Source organism: Thioalkalivibrio sp. XN8 (assembly GCF_011058255.1).
In the GTDB taxonomy this organism is placed as follows: domain Bacteria; phylum Pseudomonadota; class Gammaproteobacteria; order Steroidobacterales; family XN24; genus XN24.
The window spans coordinates 224,547-244,295 of sequence record NZ_JAALFH010000066.1 but is presented as its reverse complement, the minus strand read 5'-3'; the positions used below and the strand labels follow the sequence as shown (position 1 = coordinate 244,295).

General features: G+C 71.0%; 24 protein-coding genes and 1 tRNA gene. 10 read left to right on the top strand and 15 right to left on the bottom strand.

The window, feature by feature from the left end:
• Nucleotides 1-132: 132 nt before the first annotated feature.
• The 9 genes from hisIE to G6N75_RS12200 are packed head-to-tail and all read right to left on the bottom strand — an operon-like array spanning nucleotide 133 to nucleotide 7,546.
• Nucleotides 133-738, bottom strand: coding sequence for a bifunctional phosphoribosyl-AMP cyclohydrolase/phosphoribosyl-ATP diphosphatase HisIE (gene hisIE, locus G6N75_RS12240; RefSeq protein ID WP_165348638.1), 606 nt, complete (start codon nucleotides 736-738; stop codon nucleotides 133-135).
• On the bottom strand, nucleotides 735-1,514 hold the full coding sequence (hisF, locus tag G6N75_RS12235) for an imidazole glycerol phosphate synthase subunit HisF (protein ID WP_165348656.1): 780 nt from the start codon (nucleotides 1,512-1,514) through the stop codon (nucleotides 735-737). The genes hisIE and hisF overlap by 4 nt, the downstream gene beginning before the upstream one ends.
• Nucleotides 1,496-2,242 (bottom strand): 1-(5-phosphoribosyl)-5-[(5-phosphoribosylamino)methylideneamino] imidazole-4-carboxamide isomerase, encoded by a 747-nt coding sequence (locus G6N75_RS12230; RefSeq protein ID WP_165348637.1) that lies wholly within the window; start codon nucleotides 2,240-2,242, stop codon nucleotides 1,496-1,498. Before G6N75_RS12230 ends, hisF begins: the two co-directional genes overlap by 19 nt.
• A gap of 13 nt (nucleotides 2,243-2,255) precedes the next feature.
• Entirely contained in the window at nucleotides 2,256-2,855 is a 600-nt protein-coding gene (gene hisH / locus G6N75_RS12225; RefSeq protein ID WP_165348636.1) for an imidazole glycerol phosphate synthase subunit HisH, read from the bottom strand.
• Nucleotides 2,852-3,934, bottom strand: coding sequence for a bifunctional histidinol-phosphatase/imidazoleglycerol-phosphate dehydratase HisB (hisB, locus tag G6N75_RS12220; RefSeq protein ID WP_165348635.1), 1,083 nt, complete (start codon nucleotides 3,932-3,934; stop codon nucleotides 2,852-2,854). The genes hisH and hisB overlap by 4 nt, the downstream gene beginning before the upstream one ends.
• Nucleotides 3,927-5,009, bottom strand: coding sequence for a histidinol-phosphate transaminase (gene hisC / locus G6N75_RS12215; protein ID WP_165348634.1), 1,083 nt, complete (start codon nucleotides 5,007-5,009; stop codon nucleotides 3,927-3,929). Before hisC ends, hisB begins: the two co-directional genes overlap by 8 nt.
• On the bottom strand, nucleotides 5,006-6,364 hold the full coding sequence (hisD, locus tag G6N75_RS12210) for a histidinol dehydrogenase (protein ID WP_240901106.1): 1,359 nt from the start codon (nucleotides 6,362-6,364) through the stop codon (nucleotides 5,006-5,008). The genes hisC and hisD overlap by 4 nt, the downstream gene beginning before the upstream one ends.
• Nucleotides 6,357-7,235 (bottom strand): ATP phosphoribosyltransferase, encoded by an 879-nt coding sequence (gene hisG, locus G6N75_RS12205; RefSeq protein WP_165348633.1) that lies wholly within the window; start codon nucleotides 7,233-7,235, stop codon nucleotides 6,357-6,359. The genes hisD and hisG overlap by 8 nt, the downstream gene beginning before the upstream one ends.
• Entirely contained in the window at nucleotides 7,232-7,546 is a 315-nt protein-coding gene (locus G6N75_RS12200) for a YerC/YecD family TrpR-related protein (RefSeq protein WP_165348632.1), read from the bottom strand. Before G6N75_RS12200 ends, hisG begins: the two co-directional genes overlap by 4 nt.
• 129 nt (nucleotides 7,547-7,675) lie before the next feature.
• Between G6N75_RS12200 and G6N75_RS12195 the strand changes: the two genes are divergently transcribed.
• The gene (locus G6N75_RS12195; RefSeq protein ID WP_165348631.1) at nucleotides 7,676-8,026 is read left to right on the top strand and encodes a cytochrome c; all 351 of its coding nucleotides are present in this window, start codon (nucleotides 7,676-7,678) and stop codon (nucleotides 8,024-8,026) included.
• A 57-nt stretch (nucleotides 8,027-8,083) separates the two neighbouring features.
• Here G6N75_RS12195 and G6N75_RS12190 read toward each other — a convergent pair whose 3' ends face one another.
• On the bottom strand, nucleotides 8,084-9,145 hold the full coding sequence (locus tag G6N75_RS12190; RefSeq protein WP_165348630.1) for a COX15/CtaA family protein: 1,062 nt from the start codon (nucleotides 9,143-9,145) through the stop codon (nucleotides 8,084-8,086).
• A 200-nt stretch (nucleotides 9,146-9,345) separates the two neighbouring features.
• Between G6N75_RS12190 and rpsT the strand changes: the two genes are divergently transcribed.
• Entirely contained in the window at nucleotides 9,346-9,612 is a 267-nt protein-coding gene (rpsT, locus tag G6N75_RS12185; RefSeq protein WP_165348629.1) for a 30S ribosomal protein S20, read from the top strand.
• Between the two features lie 66 nt (nucleotides 9,613-9,678).
• Here rpsT and cgtA read toward each other — a convergent pair whose 3' ends face one another.
• From cgtA to rplU, 3 genes are all read right to left on the bottom strand, one after another.
• Nucleotides 9,679-10,722 carry an Obg family GTPase CgtA gene (cgtA, locus tag G6N75_RS12180; RefSeq protein WP_165348628.1) on the bottom strand — a complete coding sequence of 348 codons (1,044 nt, stop codon included), beginning with the start codon at nucleotides 10,720-10,722 and terminating at the stop codon, nucleotides 9,679-9,681.
• Nucleotides 10,723-10,795: 73 nt separating this feature from the next.
• A complete protein-coding gene (rpmA, locus tag G6N75_RS12175) occupies nucleotides 10,796-11,053 on the bottom strand; it encodes a 50S ribosomal protein L27 (protein WP_165348627.1) in 258 nt (85 codons plus the stop codon).
• A 27-nt stretch (nucleotides 11,054-11,080) separates the two neighbouring features.
• Nucleotides 11,081-11,395, bottom strand: a complete 315-nt coding sequence (gene rplU, locus G6N75_RS12170) for a 50S ribosomal protein L21 (protein ID WP_165348626.1) — start codon at nucleotides 11,393-11,395, stop codon at nucleotides 11,081-11,083.
• Between the two features lie 196 nt (nucleotides 11,396-11,591).
• Between rplU and ispB the strand changes: the two genes are divergently transcribed.
• Nucleotides 11,592-12,605, top strand: coding sequence for an octaprenyl diphosphate synthase (gene ispB, locus G6N75_RS12165; protein ID WP_165348625.1), 1,014 nt, complete (start codon nucleotides 11,592-11,594; stop codon nucleotides 12,603-12,605).
• 24 nt (nucleotides 12,606-12,629) lie between these two features.
• Nucleotides 12,630-12,706: transfer RNA gene (locus tag G6N75_RS12160), tRNA-Pro, on the top strand.
• 55 nt (nucleotides 12,707-12,761) lie between these two features.
• On the opposite strand, the gene G6N75_RS12155 is transcribed toward G6N75_RS12160, so the two are convergent.
• Complete coding sequence (locus G6N75_RS12155; RefSeq protein WP_165348624.1) at nucleotides 12,762-13,598, bottom strand: mechanosensitive ion channel domain-containing protein; 837 nt, start codon at nucleotides 13,596-13,598, stop codon at nucleotides 12,762-12,764.
• A gap of 144 nt (nucleotides 13,599-13,742) precedes the next feature.
• Between G6N75_RS12155 and G6N75_RS12150 the strand changes: the two genes are divergently transcribed.
• On the top strand, nucleotides 13,743-14,327 hold the full coding sequence (locus tag G6N75_RS12150) for a LemA family protein (protein ID WP_165348623.1): 585 nt from the start codon (nucleotides 13,743-13,745) through the stop codon (nucleotides 14,325-14,327).
• 32 nt (nucleotides 14,328-14,359) lie between these two features.
• Complete coding sequence (locus G6N75_RS12145; RefSeq protein ID WP_165348622.1) at nucleotides 14,360-16,276, top strand: M48 family metallopeptidase; 1,917 nt, start codon at nucleotides 14,360-14,362, stop codon at nucleotides 16,274-16,276.
• Here G6N75_RS12145 and G6N75_RS12140 read toward each other — a convergent pair.
• Nucleotides 16,252-17,367 carry a PQQ-dependent sugar dehydrogenase gene (locus G6N75_RS12140; RefSeq protein WP_240901124.1) on the bottom strand — a complete coding sequence of 372 codons (1,116 nt, stop codon included), beginning with the start codon at nucleotides 17,365-17,367 and terminating at the stop codon, nucleotides 16,252-16,254. The genes G6N75_RS12145 and G6N75_RS12140 overlap by 25 nt on opposite strands.
• Before the next feature lie 104 nt (nucleotides 17,368-17,471).
• On the opposite strand from G6N75_RS12140, the gene cysK reads away from it, so the two are divergent.
• Genes cysK through G6N75_RS12120 form a run of 4 tightly spaced genes read left to right on the top strand, consistent with a single transcriptional unit; the run spans nucleotide 17,472 to nucleotide 19,748 of the window.
• A complete protein-coding gene (cysK, locus tag G6N75_RS12135; RefSeq protein ID WP_165348620.1) occupies nucleotides 17,472-18,428 on the top strand; it encodes a cysteine synthase A in 957 nt (318 codons plus the stop codon).
• A gap of 21 nt (nucleotides 18,429-18,449) precedes the next feature.
• The gene (locus G6N75_RS12130; protein ID WP_165348619.1) at nucleotides 18,450-18,914 is read left to right on the top strand and encodes a protease inhibitor I42 family protein; all 465 of its coding nucleotides are present in this window, start codon (nucleotides 18,450-18,452) and stop codon (nucleotides 18,912-18,914) included.
• Between the two features lie 5 nt (nucleotides 18,915-18,919).
• Nucleotides 18,920-19,267, top strand: a complete 348-nt coding sequence (locus tag G6N75_RS12125) for a hypothetical protein (protein WP_165348618.1) — start codon at nucleotides 18,920-18,922, stop codon at nucleotides 19,265-19,267.
• Between the two features lie 16 nt (nucleotides 19,268-19,283).
• On the top strand, nucleotides 19,284-19,748 hold the full coding sequence (locus G6N75_RS12120) for a YbaN family protein (RefSeq protein WP_165348617.1): 465 nt from the start codon (nucleotides 19,284-19,286) through the stop codon (nucleotides 19,746-19,748).
• Nucleotide 19,749: the final 1 nt, after the last annotated feature.

Sequence of the window (19,749 nt, the reverse complement as noted above, 5' to 3'; positions counted from 1 at the left end):
ATTAACGACGAAGGTGGCGGATGGGCCCTCGGGCCCATCCCTCCCCACCAAAACCACGACGGCCGGGAGAGCGATCTCCCGGCCGTTTTCTTTGGGTTGGTATAAATGCCGCGCAGGCAACGCGACCGGCGGCTAGCGGCGGCGCTCGGCCAGTTGCGCCAGCAGGTCCTCGAGGTGCAGGCCGCGGATCCGGAGCAGGACGAGCAGGTGGAACACCAGGTCGGCCGCCTCCTCGGCGAGGCCCTCGTCGTCGCGGGTTACGGCGGCGAGCGCCGTCTCCACGCCCTCCTCGCCCACCTTCTGCGCCGCGCGCCCAACGCCCGCTGCCGCGAGTTTCGCCACGTAGCTGTCCTCGGGCCGCTGCGCCAGCCGGCCGTCGATCACGCCCTCGAGCTCGTCGAGCAGCGTCGCCGGCAGTTCCTCGCCGAAGCAGCTGACGATGCCGCGGTGGCAGGTCGGGCCGTTGGGCTCGGCCCGGAGCAGCAGCGTGTCGCCGTCGCAGTCGGCGCGGATCTCGGTCACCTTGAGGGTATTGCCGGAGGTCTCGCCCTTGCGCCAGAGCGTCTGCCGGCTGCGACTGAAGAACACGGCCTCGCCGATGGCGAGGGTGTGCTCGTAGGCGTCGCGGTTCATGTAACCGAGCATCAGCACGCGGCCGGTGGTCGCGTCCTGCACGATGGCGGGGACCAGGCCGCCGCTTTTCTGCCAGTCGATGGTCTCGGTCGCCGGGGCTTTCATCGCCGCACCTCGATGCCGTTGTCGGCCAGGAGCTCCTTGAGCTCGGGGATGGGGATCTGGCCGGAGTGAAAGACCGTGGCGGCGAGGGCGCCGTCGACGCGGGCACGGTGAAACACTTCGACGAAGTGCGCCGGCGCCCCGGCCCCGCCGGAGGCGATCAGCGGTACCATGCAGGCCTCCCGCACCGCGGCCAGCTGCTCGATGTCGTAGCCGTTGCGCACGCCGTCCGAGTCCATGCAGTTGAGTACGATCTCGCCGGCGCCGCGGTCCTGCACCTCGCGCACCCAGTCCAGGGTCGCGCGGCGCCCGTAGCGCGTGCGGTCCGGGTCGCCGGTGTGGCTGGCAACCTGCCAGCCTCCACCCTCGCCCGCCGGTTCCCGGCGGCTGTCGATGCCGATCACCACGCACTGGCTGCCGAAGCGTCGCGCCAGCTGGTCGATCAGCGCCGGGTCCTCGAGGGCCGGCGTATTGATGCTGATCTTGTCCGCGCCGTCGGCCAGCACCCCTTCCGCCGTCGCCAGGTCGCGGATGCCGCCCGCCACGCAAAAGGGGATGTCCAGCAACTCGGCCACCCGCGTGACCCAGCTGCGGTCCACGCTGCGCCCGCCGGGGCTCGCGGTGATGTCGTAAAACACCAGTTCGTCGGCGCCTTCGTCGCGGTAACGGCCGGCCAGCTCCAGGATCCCGCCCATGTCGCGGTGATCGCGGAAGCGCACGCCCTTGACCACGCGACCGGCGCGCACGTCCAGGCAGGGAATTATGCGTCGCGCAAGAATGAGCGGATCTCCTCGTCAGTAATGCGGCCGTCGAGCAGGGCCTTGCCGATGATGGCGCCGGTCGCGCCAGTGGCACGCAGGGCCCCGACGTCATGGATGTCGCGCACGCCGCCTGAGGCCTGCAGCTGCAGCCCCGGGAAGCGGCGCAGGCACTCGGCGTACAGCGCCTGGTTGGGTCCCGCCATGGCGCCGTCGCGGGCCACGTCGGTGCACAGCACGTTGAGCGGGCCGAGATCGAGATAGGTCTCGACGGCATCCCACAGCGACAGCCCGGCGTCCTCGGTCCAGCCGCGCGTGCGCAGCCAGGGCGTGCCGGAGTCGTCCAGGCCGACGTCGAAGGCCAGCACGAGGCGCTCCGCGCCGAACTCGCCGAACCAGGCGCGCACCTCGGCCGGGTGCTCGGCGGCCGTGCTGCCGACCACCACTCGGCCCACGCCGAGCCCGAGCAGGGCCTCGACGTCGGCGCGGGTGCGCACGCCGCCGCCGACCTGGATGCGGCCGGGCGCCGGCGCGGCCATGCGGCCGATCAGCTCGCGGTTGCCGCCCGTGCCCGCGCGCGCGCCGTCGAGGTCGACGACGTGCAGCCAGTCCACGCCGAGCGCCAGGTAGCGCGCAGCGAGCGCCACGGGGTCCTGGGCGTATTCCGACACCTGGTCGAAACGGCCCTGGAACAGGCGCACGCAGCCGCCGTCCTTCAGGTCGATCGCGGGAATGGGCTTGAGACTCATGCGGGCGTTCCCGTCACAGGCCCAGGAAGTTCTGCAGCACCCGCGCCCCGGCCGGGCCGGAGCGCTCGGGGTGGAACTGGGTACCGAAGAAGTTGCCGTGCCCCACCGCGGCAGTGAGCTCGCCGCCGTAGTCCGCGACGGCAATGGTGTCGGGGCTCACCGGCGCGGCATAGCTGTGCACGAAATAGAAATGCGCCGCTCCGGGCAGGCCGGCGAACAGGGGACTGTCCCCAGCCAGGCTGGTGAGGTTCCAGCCCATGTGCGGCACCGGCCGGTCCGGGGCGGCCACGAGTTTCTCCACCCGGCCGGGCACCACGCCAAGGCAGGCCTGGCCGCCGTCCTCCGCCGAGTACTCGTAGAGCAGCTGCATGCCTAGGCAGATGCCCAGCACCGGCTGTTGGAGGCCGCGCACGAGATCCGCCAGGCCGCGCTCCTCCAGCCGCCGCATCGCATCGGCGGCCGCGCCCACGCCCGGCAGGAACACGTGGCTGGCGCGGGTGATCAGCCCGGGGTCGGCCGTCAGCGGCGCCTTGCAGCCGATGCGTCCCAGCGCGAACCGCAGCGAGCTGATGTTCGCGCCGCCGGAGTCCACGATGACGGGACCGCCGCTCACGCCAGCATGCCCTTGGTCGAGGGAATGCCGCCGCCCTCGACGCGGAAAGCGTCGCGCAGCGCGCGGCCCAGCGCCTTGAAGGCGCCCTCGACCTGGTGATGGTCGTTCTCGCCCTCGAGCCGGACGTGGATGGAGGCGCGCAGGCTGTCCGCCACCGAGCGGAAAAAGTGCGGCACCATCTCGGTCGGCAGCTCGCCCACGCGCTCGCGGTGGAACTCGCCCTCGAACACCAGGTAGGGCCGGCCGCCGAGATCGACCGCCACCTCGGCGCGGGTCTCGTCCATCGGCAGCACGAAGCCATAGCGCCGCAGGCCCCGCCGAGCGCCGAGCGCCTGGCGCAGCGCCTCGCCCAGCGCCAGCGCCACGTCCTCGACGGTGTGGTGCTCGTCCACGTGCAGGTCGCCCGCGCACTCCAGCTGCAGGGCGAAGCCGCCGTGCTTGGCCACCTGCTCCAGCATGTGGTCGTAGTAGCCGATGCCGGTCTTCGCCACCACCGGCCCGTCCGGGTCGTCGAGATCGACGCTGACGCTGATGCGGGTCTCTTTCGTCGCCCGGGTCACGGTCGCCCGGCGCAGCCCGCCGAGGACGTGGCGCGCGATCTCGTCCCAGCGCAGCGTGCCGTCGCCGCCGGCGCCGAGCTTCAGGCCGTGCAGGCCGAGGTTGGCGGCGAACTCGAGGTCGGTGTCGCGGTCGCCGATGACGAAGCTGCGCTCCAGGTCGGGCGGGTTGCGGGCGATGAAGGCCGTCAGCAGGCCCGTGGCCGGCTTGCGGCAGGCACAACCGTCGGCCGGGAAATGCGGGCAGATGAACTCGGCCTCGAAGCGGATGCCCTGGCTGGCGAACAGCTCGAGGATGTAGTCGTGGGCGCGGCGAAAGTGCGCCTCGGGGAAAGCATCCGTGCCGCGCCCATCCTGGTTGCTCACCAGCACCATCCGGTACCCCGCATCGCGCAGCCGCAGCAGCGCGGGGATCACGCCGGGCACCAGGCGCACCTTTTCGACGGCGTCCACCTGCTCGTCGGGGGGTTCCGTCACCAGCGTGCCGTCGCGATCGATGAACAGGAACAGGCTTCTATCCACGGGCTCTCACCTTCTTGCCGTCCAGGCGGGCCAGGGCCCGCTGCAGCTGGCGGTTCTCGGCCGCCGTGCCGACCGTGATGCGCAGGCAGCCGGCCAGGCCGGGCTGGCGGCTGAAATCACGCACCAGCACGCCGGCTGCCTCGCAGGCCGCCATGGTGGCAGCTGCATCGGCGAAACGCGCCAGCAGGAAATTGCCCTCGCTGGGCCAGACCCGCCGGACGGCCGGCAGGGCGCGCAGCTGCTCCGCCAGCGCCTCCCGGCGCCGCACGACCGCGGCGGTGCGGCGCCGCGCAGCGGCCAGCTCGCGCGGCTGCAGCCGCCGCAGCGCGGCCTCGGTGGCCAGCGACGGCAGCGGGTACGGGGGCGCCAGCGCACGCAGGATCGCCACCAGCTCGGGCTCGGCGAGCAGCGCGCCGACGCGTGCCCCGGCCAGGCCCCAGGCCTTGGACAGGGTCCGCAGCAGCACCAGGTTGCCGTGCCGCTCGAGGCGGTCGGCAAATCCCGGCTGGCGCGAGAACTCGACGTAGGCCTCGTCCACCACTACCACGGCATGGCCGTGCAGAGCCCGGCAGATGTTGTCCACGGCCCGCGCCGGAACCAGGCTGCCAGTGGGGTTGTTGGGCGAACACAGGAACACCAGCTTCACGCCCCGGCGGGCGGCCGCCAGCACGTCATCGACCGCGAGGGAAAAGTTCTGCCCCAGCGGGACCTCGACCACGCCGGCGCCCTGCAACCGCGCCGCCACGGCGTACATGCCGAAGGTCGGCGGGCACACCAGCACGGCATCCTCGCCCGCCACGCAGAAGGCGCGCACCAGCAGGTCGATGGCGTCGTCGCTGCCGCGGGTCACGAGCACCGTGCCGGGCGCCACGCCGTAAAGACCGGCGAGGGCGTGTATCAGCGCTTCGGGCTGCGGATCCGGGTAACGGTTGAGGCCGTCGTCGGTCGCGTCCCAGTCGGACCGCCAGGAGGACTCGTTGGCGTGCAGCCGGACCACCCCCCGCCGCGGCGAGGCGGCGTGGTAGGCGGTGAAGTCCCGCAGGTCGGGCCGGAGCAGGTGCAAGGTCGCGCTCATGCGCCCTCGTCCCGCTGCGGCAGCGGGTCCTGGGGCTGGCCCAGCGCCTCGAGGCGCAGTTTCACGGCCAGCGCATGGGCGTCCAGCCGCTCCAGCTCCGCCAGCGTCCGGGCCACCGGGCCGATGCGGCGGAATCCGTCCGGCGTCGCTTCCTGCACCGAGATGTGCAGCTGGAAATCAGCCAGCGACAGGCCGCTCCAGGCACGCGCATAGCCATAGGTCGGCAGCACGTGGTTGGTCCCGCTGCAGTAGTCGCCGAGCGACTCCGGCGTCCAGTCGCCGAGGAACACCGAGCCGGCGGTCTCGACATGCTCGAGCCAGCTGTCTGCGTCGGGCAGCTGCAGGATGAGGTGCTCGGGCCCGTAGCGGTTGCTGACCGCGAAAGCCTCCGCCAGGTCCCGGGCGAAAACGACCCGGGCATGGCTCAGCGCCTGGCGGGCCACGTCGTTGCGCGGCAGCACGGTGAGCTGGGCCGCGACCGCGGCTTCCACGGCGTCGGCCAGCGCCTCGGCCGGCGTCACCAGCACGACCTGGGAGTCCGGGCCGTGCTCGGCCTGCGACAGCAGGTCGGCGGCGACGAACTCCGGGTCGGCCCGGCCGTCGGCAATGACCAGCACTTCGGAAGGGCCGGCCGGCAGATCCAGCGCCGCGCCGTCGGGATCGCGGGAAACCTGCAGCTTGGCCTCCGTGACCCAGGCATTGCCGGGACCGTAGATCTTGTCCACGGCCGGGATGCTCTCCGTGCCGTAGGCCATGGCGGCCACGGCCTGGGCGCCGCCGACGAGGTAGACCTCCTCGATGCCGCAGTACCGCGCGGCGGTCAGCACGGCGGGATCGGCGCGGCCATTCTTTTGCGGCGGGGTGCAGAGAATCCGCCGGCCGCAGCCGGCCAGCTCGGCCGGCACCGCCAGCATGATCACCGTCGAGGGCAGCGGCGCGGAACCGGCCGGGACATAGAGGCCCACGGCCTGGATCGGGCGGGTAATCCGGCGGCACACGACGCCCGGCATGGTCTCGACACTGATCGGCGGAGCCAGCTGCGCGGCATGGAAGGCCCGCACGTTCTCGATCGCGGTGCGCAGCGCCGCGCGCTGCGGGTCGGTCAGCGTCGCCTCGGCGGCATCGAATTCGGACAGCGGCACCCGCAGCCCGGCCAGCGTCACGCCGTCGAAGCGGGCGGCGAAGCGGCGCAACGCCGCGTCGCCGTCGTGCCGCACCTCGGCGACGATGGCGGCCACGTCCGCGGCCAGGCTGTCGCGCCCGGCGGCCTCGGGCCGCGCCAGGGCGGCGCGGCGCCCGGGCTCGTCGAGCTCGGCCCAGCGATAGCGGGCCAGGGTCACGATTTCGTCAGGCAAGCATCTTCTCCACGGGCAGGACCAGCATCGAGCTCGCGCCGGCGGCCTTCAGCCCTTCCAGGGTTTCCCAGAACACGTTCTCGCGGCACACCGCGTGCACCGCCACTTTGTCGTCCCGGCCTTCGAGCGGCATCACCGTCGGGGATTCGCTGCCCGGCAGCAGGCGCCGAATTTCCGCCAGGGCCTCGCGCGGCGCGTGGAGCATGATGTACTTGCTCTCGCGCACGCTCAGCACGCCCCGCATCCGGCTGGCCAGCCGCGCCGGCCAGCCCTCGGCCGGACCCTCGCCGCGCGCGATCAGGGCCGCCCGGCTGTCGAAGATCACCTCCACCTCCTCCAGCTCATTGGCCAGCAGCGTGGAGCCGGTGGACACCAGGTCGCAGATGACGTCGGCGCGCCCCAGCCGCGGCGCGATCTCGACCGCGCCCGACAGGGTCACCACGTCCGCCTGCACGCCCTGCGCCTCCAGCCACCCCCCGAGGATGCGCGGATAGCTGGTGGCGATGCGCAGTCCCTCGAGGCTCTGCGCGCCGCGGTAGTCGAAGCCGCGCGGGACCGCGATCGACAGCCGGCAGCGCCCGAAGTCGAGTTCCATCACCGGCGCCAGGTCCATGTCCTGGCTCGTCTTCTCGCGGAACACGTTCATCCCGACGATGCCCAGGTCGCAGATGCCGTCCGCCACCAGTTCCGGGATGTCGTCGTCCCGCACCAGCAGCACGTCCACCGGCATGTTCTCGCCGAAGCAGATCAGCTGGTCCCGGCCGCGGCTGTAGATGAGCCCGCAGGTCTCCATCAGGTGCAGCGAGTTGTCGGTCAGCCGGCCGGATTTCTGCACCGCGACCTTGATGCGCTGCTCTGCCTGAATCGTCATGAATTCTCTCCATCCAGTCTGTCGGCCACGGCGAGGTATCCCCCGTTGCCGTCGGCCAGGAACCGGGCGACGCGCCCGATGGTGGTGACGCTGATGCCGGTCTGCTCGTTGATCTGCCGGTAGGTCAGGCCGCGGCGCAGCAGGCCGACCACCCGCCAGCGGTCCACCAGCGCCTGCAATTCCGCCGGGGTGCACAGGTCGCGCAGGAAGGCCCGCGCCTCCTCTTCGCCGTCGAGGGCCAGCACGGCGCGGCACAGCTCGGCCTCGGCCTGCTGTTCCGCTGACTTGGAGGGTGACACTCTATTCTTCATAATTGTGAGGACTGATCCGTAGGGTCGGGCGTTGCGCCAGCGTATTAATACGCTAATACAGCGCATCGGGCAATAGGGCCCGACCGAAAGCAGCCGTACCGGTTCCCCCAAATCCCAGGAGTCAAGATCATGAGGAAGATTTCCCTGTTGGCCGCAGCCGCCGCGCTGTGTGTCATCGCCGTCCCGGCCCAGGCCGCCGACGTGGAGGCCGGCAAGGCCAAGTTCCAGCAGTTCTGCGCCACCTGCCACGGCGCGACCGGTCACGGCGACGGCCCGGCCGCCGCGGCGCTGAAGCCCAAGCCGCGCCCGCTGGACGATCCCGAATGGCAGGCCTCGGTGGACGACGCGCACATCAAGAAGGTCATCACCGAAGGCGGCCCGGCCGTCGGCCTGTCGCCGATGATGACCGCGTGGGGCCACGCCCTGAAGGGCGACGACCTCGACAACGTGGTGGCCTATATCCGCAGCCTGGACGACTGAGGTCGCCGGGACGAGCACGGGCCGGCGCTGCGCGCCGGCCTGTTTGGTTGCCCTCGGCTAGGCGGTCGACAGCTGGCCGGCCGGCGTGGCGCCGGCCGGCGCGCGGCCCGTCTCGTGCAGGGCGAACAGGGTGGCGGCCAGCAGCACCACCGCGCCGCCCTGGTGGGCCGCGCCCAGCCCCACCGGCACGTACAGCAACAGGGTCTTGATGCCCAGCGTCGCCTGTACCAGCACCATCACCGCCAGTACATGCAGCGCCAGCCGCTGCACGCGATCGAGTTCCAGCCGCCAGGCATACGCCCAGGCGCCGAGCGCCAGCAGCGCGGTGGCGATGCCCAGCCAGCGATGGGTGAACTGCACCATCACCGGATGCTCGGTCCAGTTGCGCCACAGCGGCTCGAGATGCAGCAGCCCGTCGGGAATCCACTGCCCCGCCATCAGCGGGAAGGTGTTGTAGACGTAGCCCGCCTTGTTGCCGGCCACGAACGCCCCGGAGACGACCGTGACCACCAGCAGCCCGAGCAGGGCCCGCAGCCAGCCGTGCGCCGCCGACGGCGGGCCCTGGCGCGGCCGCAGCAGCTTCAGCGCCAGCCAGAACATGGCGGAAAAGATCACCAGCGCGAGGCCGAGGTGCATGAACAGTCGGTAGGGGCTGACCCGGGGCACGTCCACCAGGCCGCTCTTGACCATGAACCAGCCCATGTAGCCCTGCAGGCAGCCGAGCGCGAGGATGCCCAGCAACGGCCAGCGCAGCCGGGGCGGAATCTTCCCCCGCACCCAGAAGACCACCAGCGGCACGACGAACACCAGGCCGAGCAGGCGCGCCAGCAGCCGGTGGGCGTACTCGAAGCCGTAGATGAACTTGAAGTCGCTCATCGACATGCCCCGGTTGACCTTCTGGTACTCGGGCGTGGCCCGGTACAGGTCGAATTCCGCCTGCCACGCTTCCTGGCTCAGCGGCGGCAGCACGCCAGTCACGGGTTTCCACTCCGTAATCGACAGGCCGGAGCCGGTGATGCGGGTCACGCCGCCCAGCACCACCAGGCCGAACAGGACCAGGCAGCACGCCAGCAGCCAGGTCGCGACCTGGCGTTCAGATCTCGGGATTGCGCTTGTCATGGTGCTCTCTCTTTCGAGCCGGACGGCGCGGTGGAGTCGCGCCGCCGCGGGGCGCAGATTCTAGCAACCGTCGGGGCCTGCTGCACCACGCCGCGGGCGCTTCCGACCTTGACATCGCGCGCCCGCTCGGGGACGATATGCGGCTTCTCGCGGCGGGCCCCGGCCCGTGCGCTGCACCAGATTCAACGGGAGTCCATACCTTGGCTAACATCAAGTCGGCCCAGAAGCGCGCTCGCCAGAGCGTCAAGAACCGGGCCCACAACATGGCGCTGCGCTCCAAGATGCGCACTTACCTGAAGCGGGTCATCACGGCCATCGAGTCGGGCGACCGCGCCGCCGCCGAGGCCAGCTACAAGGCCGCCATGCCGGTGCTGGACTCGATGGTGAACAAGGGCATCGTCCACAAGAACAAGGCGGCGCGGCACAAGAGCCGGCTCAACGCCCGCATCAAGGACCTGTCGGCCTGACGCAGCCGCGCCCAGCCTGACCGAAGCAAGCCGGCCCAGCGCCGGCTTTTTCGTGCCCGAGGGCTTTCAGCCGGCGTCGGTCGCCGCCGCCTCGCGCCGGGCCTGCGCGTCGAGATAGTCCCCGGCCGCCCGGACCAGCGCGTCCGTGCCCTGTCCCGTGGCGGCGGAGACGCAGAACACCGGCCCCCGGTAGTCGATCGCCGCGGCGACCCGCTGGCCGATCTCCTCGCCCGCGCCCGGCGGCAGGTTGTCGATCTTGTTGATCACCAGCCAGCGCGGCCAGGCCGCCAGCTCGGCGCTGTAGGCTTCGAGCTCGTGGAGGATGTCGCGCGCGCCCTGCTCCGGCGAGGGCTGCCCCTCGCCCGGGGTCGCGTCCACGACCTGCAGCAGCAAGCGCGTCCGCTGCAGGTGGCGGAGAAAACGGGTCCCGAGGCCGTGCCCCTCCGCCGCCCCCTCGATCAGGCCGGGGATGTCGGCGATGACGAACGTCCGGCCCTCGTCCAGCTCGACGACGCCCAGGTTGGGGTGGAGGGTGGTGAAGGGATAGGCGCCGATTTTCGGCCGGGCCGCGGTGACCGACGCCAGCAGGGTGGACTTGCCGGCGTTCGGCAGCCCGAGCAGGCCCACGTCGGCCAGCACCCGCAGCTCCAGCCGCAGGTTGCGGAACTCGCCGGGCGTGCCGGGCGTCGACTTGCGGGGGGCGCGGTTGACGCTGCTCTTGAAGTGGGTGTTGCCCTTGCCGCCGATCCCCCCGCGCGCGACCAGCAGCTTGTCCTCCGGGCCGACCAGGTCGCCGAGCACCTCCCCGGTGTCGAGCTCGTGCACCACGGTGCCGACGGGTACGGGCACGTAAATCGACTCGCCCGAGCGCCCCGAGCAGTTGCTGCCCTGGCCCGGCGCCCCGTTGGGCGCCCGGAAGCGCCGGTGGCGCCGGAAATCCGCCAGCGTGTTCAGGCCGGAATCCGCGACCAGGACGACGTCGCCGCCATGGCCGCCGTCGCCGCCGTCGGGCCCGCCGAAGGGAATGAATTTCTCACGCCGGAAGCTGACGCAGCCGTTGCCGCCCGCCCCCGCCTGGACCGTGATGGTCACTTCATCGACGAATTTCACTTGGCAGCTCCCGAAAACGCGAAGACCCCGGCAAACCGGGGTCTTCGAAGCATACCGCGAGACGGGCGCAGGGTCAGTCCGTGACGATGCTCACGAACTTGCGGTTCTGCGGGCCCTTGGTCTCGAACACGACCTTGCCGTCCGCCTTGGCGAACAGGGTGTAGTCGCGACCGCAACCCACGTTCACCCCGGGGTGGAAGCGGGTGCCGCGCTGGCGAACCAGGATGTTGCCGGCCAGGACCTGCTCGCCGCCGTACTTCTTCACGCCGAGCCGCTTCGACTGGGAATCGCGGCCGTTACGCGTGCTGCCGCCTGCCTTCTTGTGTGCCATTTGCCCTTACCTCCCCGCGATCCCGGCTCAGCCGCCGACGATCCCGGTGATCTTGACCTGGGTGAACTGCTGCCGATGGCCCTTGGTCCGCCGGTAATTTTTGCGGCGGTGGAACTTGACGATCTCGACCTTCCGGGCCTTGCCCTGGGCCATGACGGTGGCCTGCACCTTGCCGCCCTCGAGATAGGGCTTGCCGACGCTGACCTGGTCGCCGTCGCCGACCAGGAGGACCTGGTCGAATTCGACGCTGGCGCCTTCCTCGGCGTCGAGCTTCTCGACCCGCAGGACCGCGCCCTCGCTGACCCTGTATTGCTTACCGCCTGTGGCGATCACGGCGTACATGGTTGCTCCTGGAAAACAGTAACCGGCCGAACTGGCCCGGAGAAAGCCGTGCATTGTATTGGCTGCAAGCCCCCGGGTCAATTGCCGGGACCGGTCCTGGGGACTGTCCCCAGGACCGGTCCCGGCGGGGCTGCCGCGCCGGCCCGGATTCGCGATAATAGCCATCCCGGGCCGCGCCCCTCGACCAGCCGATACCATGCCTGACCCCGCCACTGCCCCCGCCGACGCCGCGGTCGCAGCGCCCAGCATCGAAGACGTCCGCACCCCGGTCGCCGCCGACCTCGAGGCGCTGGATCGCTGCATCGTGGCCAGCCTCCGCAGCGACGTGGCGCTGGTCGACCAGGTGGCGCGCTACATCGTGGCCGGCGGCGGCAAGCGGCTGCGCCCGCTGCTGGTCCTGCTGGCGGCCCGGGCCTGCGGCTACCAGGGCGAACACCATGTCGAGGCCAGCGCCATCGTCGAGTTCATTCACACCGCCACCCTGCTGCACGACGACGTGGTGGACAGCTCCGAGCTGCGTCGCGGCCGGGACACGGCCAATGCCGTGTTCGGCAACGAGGCCAGCGTGCTGGTGGGCGACTTCCTGTATTCCCGCGCTTTCCAGATGATGGTCCGCATCGGCCGGATGCGGGTCATGGAAGTGATGGCCGACGCCACCAACACCATCGCCGAGGGCGAGGTCCTGCAGCTGATGAACTGCAACGACCCGGACACCGACGAGACCCGCTACTTCGAGGTGATCCGCAGCAAGACCGCCAAGCTGTTCGAGGCGGGCGCGCAGGTCGCGGCCATCCTCGCCGACGCCGACGAGGCAACCGAGGCGGCGCTGGCGGATTACGGCATGCGTCTCGGCATCGCCTTCCAGCTGGTGGACGACGCCCTCGACTACGGCGGCACGGCCGCGGCGATGGGCAAGAACATCGGCGACGACCTCGCCGAGGGCAAGCCCACGCTGCCCCTGATCCGCGCCATGGAACTGGGCTCCGCGGCGGAGCGCGAGCTGATCCGCGCCGTCATCGAGCACGGCGGCCTCGAGGAGCTCGGGGCGATCCACAACGCTATTGAATCGACCGGGGCCCTCCACTACACTGCGCGGCTTGCGCGCGAGCAGGCGGACGCGGCGATCGAGGCCCTCGAGACGCTGCCCCGCTCGGAGTTCAGGGACGCCCTGGCGGCGCTCGCCCGCATCGCCGTCGACCGGACGGCGTGACGCGGCCGGTTCCCGGCCCACGATCGGGGTGTAGCGCAGCCTGGTAGCGCGTCTGCTTCGGGAGCAGAAGGTCGGAGGTTCGAATCCTCTCACCCCGACCACTCAGGACACCGCGACAGCCCCGGGGGCAACCCCGGGGCTGTCGCCGTTATGGCCTCAGGACGCCTCTTGGTAGACGTGCAGGTCGCGCTGCGGGAAGGGGATGCTGATGCCTTCCTGGTCGAAGCGCTTCTTCATATTTTCCTGCAGGTCGAAGTACACGCCCCAGTAGTCTGAGCTGTTCACCCACGGCCGCACCGCGAAGTCGACGCTGCTCTCGCCCAGGTTGAGCACGGCGATGACCGGCTCGGGCTCCTTGAGCAGGCGCGGCTCCTCGGCCAGGACCTGCGTGATCACGCGCTTGACGTGATCGAGATCGTCGCCGTAGCCGACGCCGAACACCAGGTCGAGACGCCGCGTGTCGCGCGCCGAGTAGTTGGTGATGGTGCCGGCGGTGACCTGCGCGTTCGGGATGATCACGATCTTGTTGTCGGGCGTCTTCAGCGTGGTGGTGAACAGCTGGATCTCTTCCACCGAACCCGCGGTGCCCGCCGCCTCGATGTAGTCGCCCGCCTTGAACGGCCGGAAGATGATCATCAGCACGCCCGCGGCGAAATTCGCCAGCGACCCCTGCAGGGCCAGGCCGATGGCGAGGCCGGCGGCACCGAGCACCGCGATGAAGGACGTCGTCTGCACCCCGAGCTGGCCGACCGCCGCGATCACGACCATGGTCAGCAGGCCGAAATAGGCGATATTCCGCACGAAGCCGATCAGGGTGGGATCGGTGCCGGCGCGCTCCATGCCCCGCTTCAGGAGGTTCGCGATCTTACGGGCCAGCCATCGACCGATGATAAAGACGACGACCGCAGCCAGGACCTTGAGCCCGAACTGGGACAGCCACTCCACGGCAGTGTTCATCTGCTCGGGGCTGATCAGGTTCTGTACTTCTTCCATTATTCCTTTTCTCCCTGCGATGCTTGAGCGATTCCGCCGGCAATGGTAGGCGCGCCGGCCGCCCGGCTCAACTTGCCGGCATCGCTTTCTCCTGTAACGCGCTTGCCGTATGCTCCACCGGCAACCACACGGGGAGGACGGGTCATGGGACTCTGGATCGTGCTTATCATCATCGCGGCCGCCCTGGTCTGGGCGATCGGCATCTACAACAAGCTGGTCAACCTGCGCAACGCCGTCAAGAACGCCTTTGCCCAGATCGACGTGCAGCTCACGCGCCGTCACGACCTGATCCCCAACCTGGTGGAGGCCGTAAAGGGCTACATGAAGCACGAGCGCGAGACGCTGGAAGCCGTGATCTCCGCCCGGACCCGGGCCGTGCAGAGCCTGAAGAAGGCGTCGGCCCAGCCCGAGAACGCCGCCGCCATCGAGGACCTGTCGAGCGCGGAATCCGGCCTGTCGGCTGCCCTCGGCCGGCTGTTCGCTCTCTCCGAGGCCTACCCCGACCTGAAGGCCGACCGGAACATGATGCAGTTCCAGGAAGAACTCACGAGCACGGAGAACCGGGTCGCCTTCGCGCGCCAGGCCTTCAACGACGCAGTGATGACGTACAACAACACGCGCGAGAACTTCCCCAACAACCTGGTCGCCGGCTCCTTCAAGTTCGAACCGGCCGCGTTCCTGCAGATCGAGTCTGAGGAGAAGCGCGCCGTGCCCCAGGTCAGCTTCTGAGCGCCTGAGCGGCTCCCGGGATAGTCTCGGGCATGGACTTCTTCGGCCGCCAGGAGGTTGCACGCAAGCGCTCGGGCTGGCTGCTGGGCGCCTTTGCCGTCGCTACCGGCGTGGTCGCGCTGGCCATCGGCCTCGTCCTGGCAGTCGGCTTCTCCGCCATGTCTGCGCCGGAAGGCCAGCTCGGCACCGGCTTCGAGCCGGGCGTGTTCACCGTCGCCGCCATGGTCGCCGCAGCCTTCATCGGCCTGGCGGCCCTGTGGCGCCTGCGGGAGCTGCGCAGCGGCGGCGGCGCGGTGGCGCTGGCGCTGGGCGGCGAGCGCGTCACGGGCCTGGAACGCGAGCCGCTGCGCCGCCGCCTGCACAACGTCGTCGAGGAAATGGCGATCGCCGCCGGCCTCCCCGTGCCCGAGGTCTACGTCCTCGAGAACGAGCCCGGCATCAATGCCTTCGCCGCCGGGCTGCAGCCCAACGACGCCGCCATCGCCGTGACCCGGGGGGCACTGGAGCGGCTTTCCCGCGCCGAGCTGCAAGGCGTCGTGGCGCACGAGTTCAGCCACATCCTCAATGGCGACATGCGCCTGAACGCGCGGCTGATGGGATATCTCTTCGGCCTGGTGGCCGTCAGCACCGTCGGCCGGATGATGCTCCGCGGCGGCACCTTCGGCGGCCAGCGCGTGCGGGTTAGCAGCCGCCGCGGCGGCGGCGGCGCGGCGGCCCTGATGGCCATCGGCCTCGCGATCCTGGTGCTCGGCTCTGTCGGCGTGCTCGCCGGCCGCCTGCTGCAGGCCGCGGTGTCGCGCCAGCGCGAGCAGCTCGCCGACGCCGCCGCGGTCCAGTTCACGCGCAACCCGGCGGGGCTCGCCAACGCGCTCAAGCGCATCGCGGCCTCCCCGCTGTCTTCTGCCGTCCGCGCCGTGCGGCGCGAAGAAATCGGCCACATGCTGTTCGCCACGGGTCGCCGCAGCCTGACCGGCCTGCTGGCGACCCATCCGCCCCTGGAGCAACGGATCCAGGCGCTCGACCCCCAGTGGCGCCCGGGCGATCCGGCGCCGCCCGAGCCGGTCCCGGCGCCCGCCGCGGAGCCAGCGCCGGAGGCCGCGCCGGAGGCCGGCAAGCCCGCGAGCGTGCTCCCGGGCATGGACCCGGTCACCGCGGCCATGCTGGTCGGCGTGGTGGACCTGGCCATGGCGCAGCGCGTGCTGGCCATGGTGCCGGACGACCTGCACCAGCTGGTGCTCGAGCCCGACGGCGCCGCCGCCGTCTGCCTGGCCCTGCTGCTGGCGCCGGGCGAACCGGCGCGGGACAGCCAGCTGGCCCTGCTGGAGGCGCGCCTGGGCAGCCAGGCCGCGGACCGCGTCGCCCGGGCCGCCGGCCACCTGGCGCAACTGTCGCCGACGCTGCAGCTGGCGGTCCTCGACCTCGCCTCTCCGGCCTTGCACAACCTGCCGACCGCGCGCCAGGGCGACCTGCTGCACCTGGTGCAGCGCCTGACGGAACTCGACGGCGTGGTGACCCCGCGGGAGGCCGCCGTGGCGGCCGCCATCCAGGTGCGGCTGCGGCCCGAAGAGCCGGCGCCGCCGGATGCGGAAGGCGCGCTGGCGCTGCTCGCGCTGCTGGCGCGCGCAGGGCATGAAACCGAGCCGGAGGTCCGCAGCGCCTGGCAGCAGGGCGTGGCGCACCTGGGCGAAGCCGGTTTTCCGCTGCCCGAGAGCACGCCGGACTTCAGCGCCGTCGATCCGACGGCCGGGGAACGCACCGCGGGTCACGCGGCGCGGCTGGCAGCGATGGCCGAGCCGTACCGCAAGGCCCTGCTGGAAGCCCTGGCCGTGGTCGCCAGCCACGACGAGGTGTTGCGCGGCGCCGAGCTGGAATTGCTGCGGACCGCCGCGATGACCCTGGGGCTGCCGATGCCCCCGCTGGATCCTCAGTCCACGGGCTCGATGCGGTAAAGGCCGCCGTCGGCGGTGTCGCTCAGCACATAGATCAGGCCCTCCGGCCCTTCCCGCACGTCCCGGATCCGGCCCACGACGCCGAGCAGCAGCTCTTCCTCGTGCACCACTTCGCCGTCCTCGAGGACCACGCGGCGAATCCGCTCGGCGACCAGGCCGCCCGCGAGCAGGTTGCCGCGCCAGGCCGGGAAACGGTCGGTCGTGACCAGCGCGAGGCCCGAGGGCGCCAGCGTCGGCAGGAACTCGTAGACCGGGTCCTCGAAGCCCTCGCGCCTGCGGGCCTCGCCGTAGGGCGACTCGTCCCCGTACTGCCGCGCCCGGCTGACGATCGGCCAGCCGTAGTTCAGGGCCGGCTCGATCCGGTTCAGCTCGTCGCCGCCGCGCGGGCCGTGCTCAGTCGCCCAGATGACGTCAGCGCCGGGCCCCACCACCAGGCCCTGGATGTTGCGATGGCCCAGCGACCAGATTTCCGGTTGCGCGCCTTCCCGGCCGACGAAGGGGTTGTCCGCGGGCACCGACCCGTCCGCGTTGAGCCGCAGCAGCTTGCCGGCATGGTCGCCGAGATCCTGCGCCCGCGCCGGCTCGGCGCCGCGGTCACCGATGCTCAGCAGCAGCGTGCCGTCGGGCAGCCAGGCGATGCGCGAGCCGTAATGGCGGCCGGGTACGGAAAAGCGGTCCTGGACGAAGATCTCCTCGAAGCCGGCCAGGCGGTCGCCTTCCAGCCGGCCGCGTCCGAGGGCCAGGGCCGTGCCGCCCTCCCCGCCCTTGGCGTAACTCAGGTAGACCCAGGGGCTGCGTTCGAACTCGGGGTGCAGCGACACGTCGAGCAGGCCGCCCTGGCGGATGGCCGTGATCTCGGGCAGCCCGCCGATCTCGGTCCTGGCGCCGTCGCGGACCAGCTGCAGGCGCCCCGGACGCTCGGTGACGAGGTAACCGCCGTCAGGCAGGAAGGCGACCGCCCAGGGCCGCTCCAGCCCGCCGGCCAGCTTCACCACCCGGATCTTCTGGTATTGGGTGCGCATCTCGTCGACCACGATTTCCGGCGCCGCGCCGAAGGCGGGTCCGGCCGCCGCGCCAAGGACCGCCACCAGCGGGCCGAGCAACTGCCTGAACTTTGTCACGCCCATCTCCTCTATTGGTTTAACCGCGCATTAATCTATCATCCGCCAGCCCGGAGCGCGGCAGGGAGTACTCAATGATCTACGACGACATCCTCGGCACCATCGGCTCGACGCCTGTCGTCCGGCTCAACCGGATCGGTCCGGAACACACCACCATTTACGTCAAGATCGAGTCCTTCAATCCCATGGCCTCCGTCAAGGACCGTCTCGCCTTCGCCATCATCGAGGATGCGGAGGCGCGCGGCGTCCTCGAGCCCGGGCAAACGGTGATCGAGGCCACTTCGGGCAACACCGGCATCGCGCTGGCGATGGTCTGCGCGGCGAAGGGCTATCCCTTCGTCGCGACCATGGTCGAGACCTTCTCGATCGAACGGCGCCGGGTGATGAAGGCGCTCGGCGCAAAGGTCATCCTGACGCCCGCCGCCGAGCGCGGCACCGGCATGGTCCGCCGGGCCGAGGAGCTGGCGGCGAAGCACGGCTGGTTCCTCGCCCGCCAGTTCGAGAACGAGGCCAACCCGGCCTTCCATCGCAACACCACCGGACCGGAGATCCTGCGCGACTTCGCCGGGCGGCGCCTGGACTACTGGGTCAGCGGCTGGGGCACGGGCGGCACCCTGACCGGCGCCGGCGAGGTCATCCGGCTGGCGCGGCCGGAAACGAAGATCGTCGCCACCGAGCCGGCCGGCGCGTCCCTGCTCGGCGGCAAGGAATGGCAGCCGCACAAGATCCAGGGCTGGACCCCCGACTTCATCCCCAAGGTGCTCAACCGCGACGTGTTCGACGAGCTGGTCACGGTCACCGACGAGGAGTCGCGGGATTGCGCGCGGGCGCTGGCCGTCGAGGAGGGCATCCTCGTCGGCCTGTCGGCGGGCGGCACGCTCGCGGCGGCCCTCAAGGTGGCGGAGCGCGCGGAACCGGGCGCCGTCCTGCTAGCGATGCTGCCGGACACGGGGGAACGCTACCTCAGCACCTACCTGTTCGAGGACATCAGCGAAGCCTCCGACGACGACTGGCTGGCGGGGCTGGGTTGAGCCATGGGAGGTCACGCCATCATGTTCCGCCGCATACCCGTCCTCTGCGCAGCGCTGCTCACGCTGGCCGCATGCAGTCCCGAGCAGGCCCCGCCCCCGGCCCCGGCCCCGGCCCCGGCCGCCGCGCCAGCGGCAGCCACGGCCCCGGCGCGCGAGCCTGCCATGGTTCCCGTGCCGGTGGTGGTCCTCACCGACGCCGACGACGGCCGGGCCGTGCGCCTGCAGCGGGACGAAGTGGTCGAAGTCCGGTTACCGGCCGACCGGGGCAGCGGCTTCACCTGGATCCCCGCGGAGAACGTGTTGCCCGTGATGCGCACGGACGGCATGCCGCACTACGAGGCCGGACCGGCGGACGGCCCGGGCACCGAGACCTGGCGCTTCGTCGCCCTCGAGCCCGGTCACGCGCACCTGGTGTTCGACTACCTGCAGCCCCTTGGCGGCGCGGCGCCGGCACGGTCCGTGACCTTCCATTTCGACGTCGAGTAGCGACCATGTGGCGACTGGTGTTCCCCGTCCTGGCGCTGCTCCTGCTCGGGGCCAGCTTTTTTCGCGCCGGCAGCGAGGCCATGCTCATCGCCGTCCTGCTGCTGGCGGCCGTGCTGGCCGTGCCGCGGCGCTGGGCGGCGCAGCTCGTCCAGCTGGGGCTGCTCGGCGGCGCCGGGTACTGGGTCATTAGGGCCTGGGAGATCGGGGCGCAGCGCGCGGCCGCGGGGGCGCCCTGGGCGCGGATGGCGCTGATCCTCGGCGCGGTGGCCGCCTTCACCCTGGTTGCGGCGCTGGTGTTCCGCAGCGAACGGCTGCGGCGCTTCTATCGGCCTCAGCCATCCGCGGCCGGCTGAGGCCGGCGCCCGCACCATGAGCTCCCGCCCGGTACCAAGGCACCGGCTCCGCAACCCGGAGACCTACCTGGATCACGCTGCCCGCTGGATGCTGATCGCCGCGGGCATGCTCTGCGTCGGACTCGGCGTGATCGGGATCCTGCTGCCGGGGCTGCCGACCACCCCGTTCCTGCTCCTTGCCGCCTACTGCTTCGCACGCAGCTCGGAACACTTCCACAATTGGCTGCTCAATCACCGCTGGCTGGGCAGCTACGTGCGCAACTTCGAGGAGGGACGCGGCATGACCCGGCCTGCCAAGGCCACCACCCTGCTGCTCATGTGGCTGTCCTTCGGCGTCACGATCGTGTTCTTCGTGCCGCTGGCCTGGGCGCAGGTCGCGATGTTCCTGCTGGCGCTGGCCGTGACCATCTACCTGGTACGGCTGCCGACGCCGCCCACCGGAGCGCCGTCCCCGCGGGACGGGCGCCAGCCGGCGAAATGAA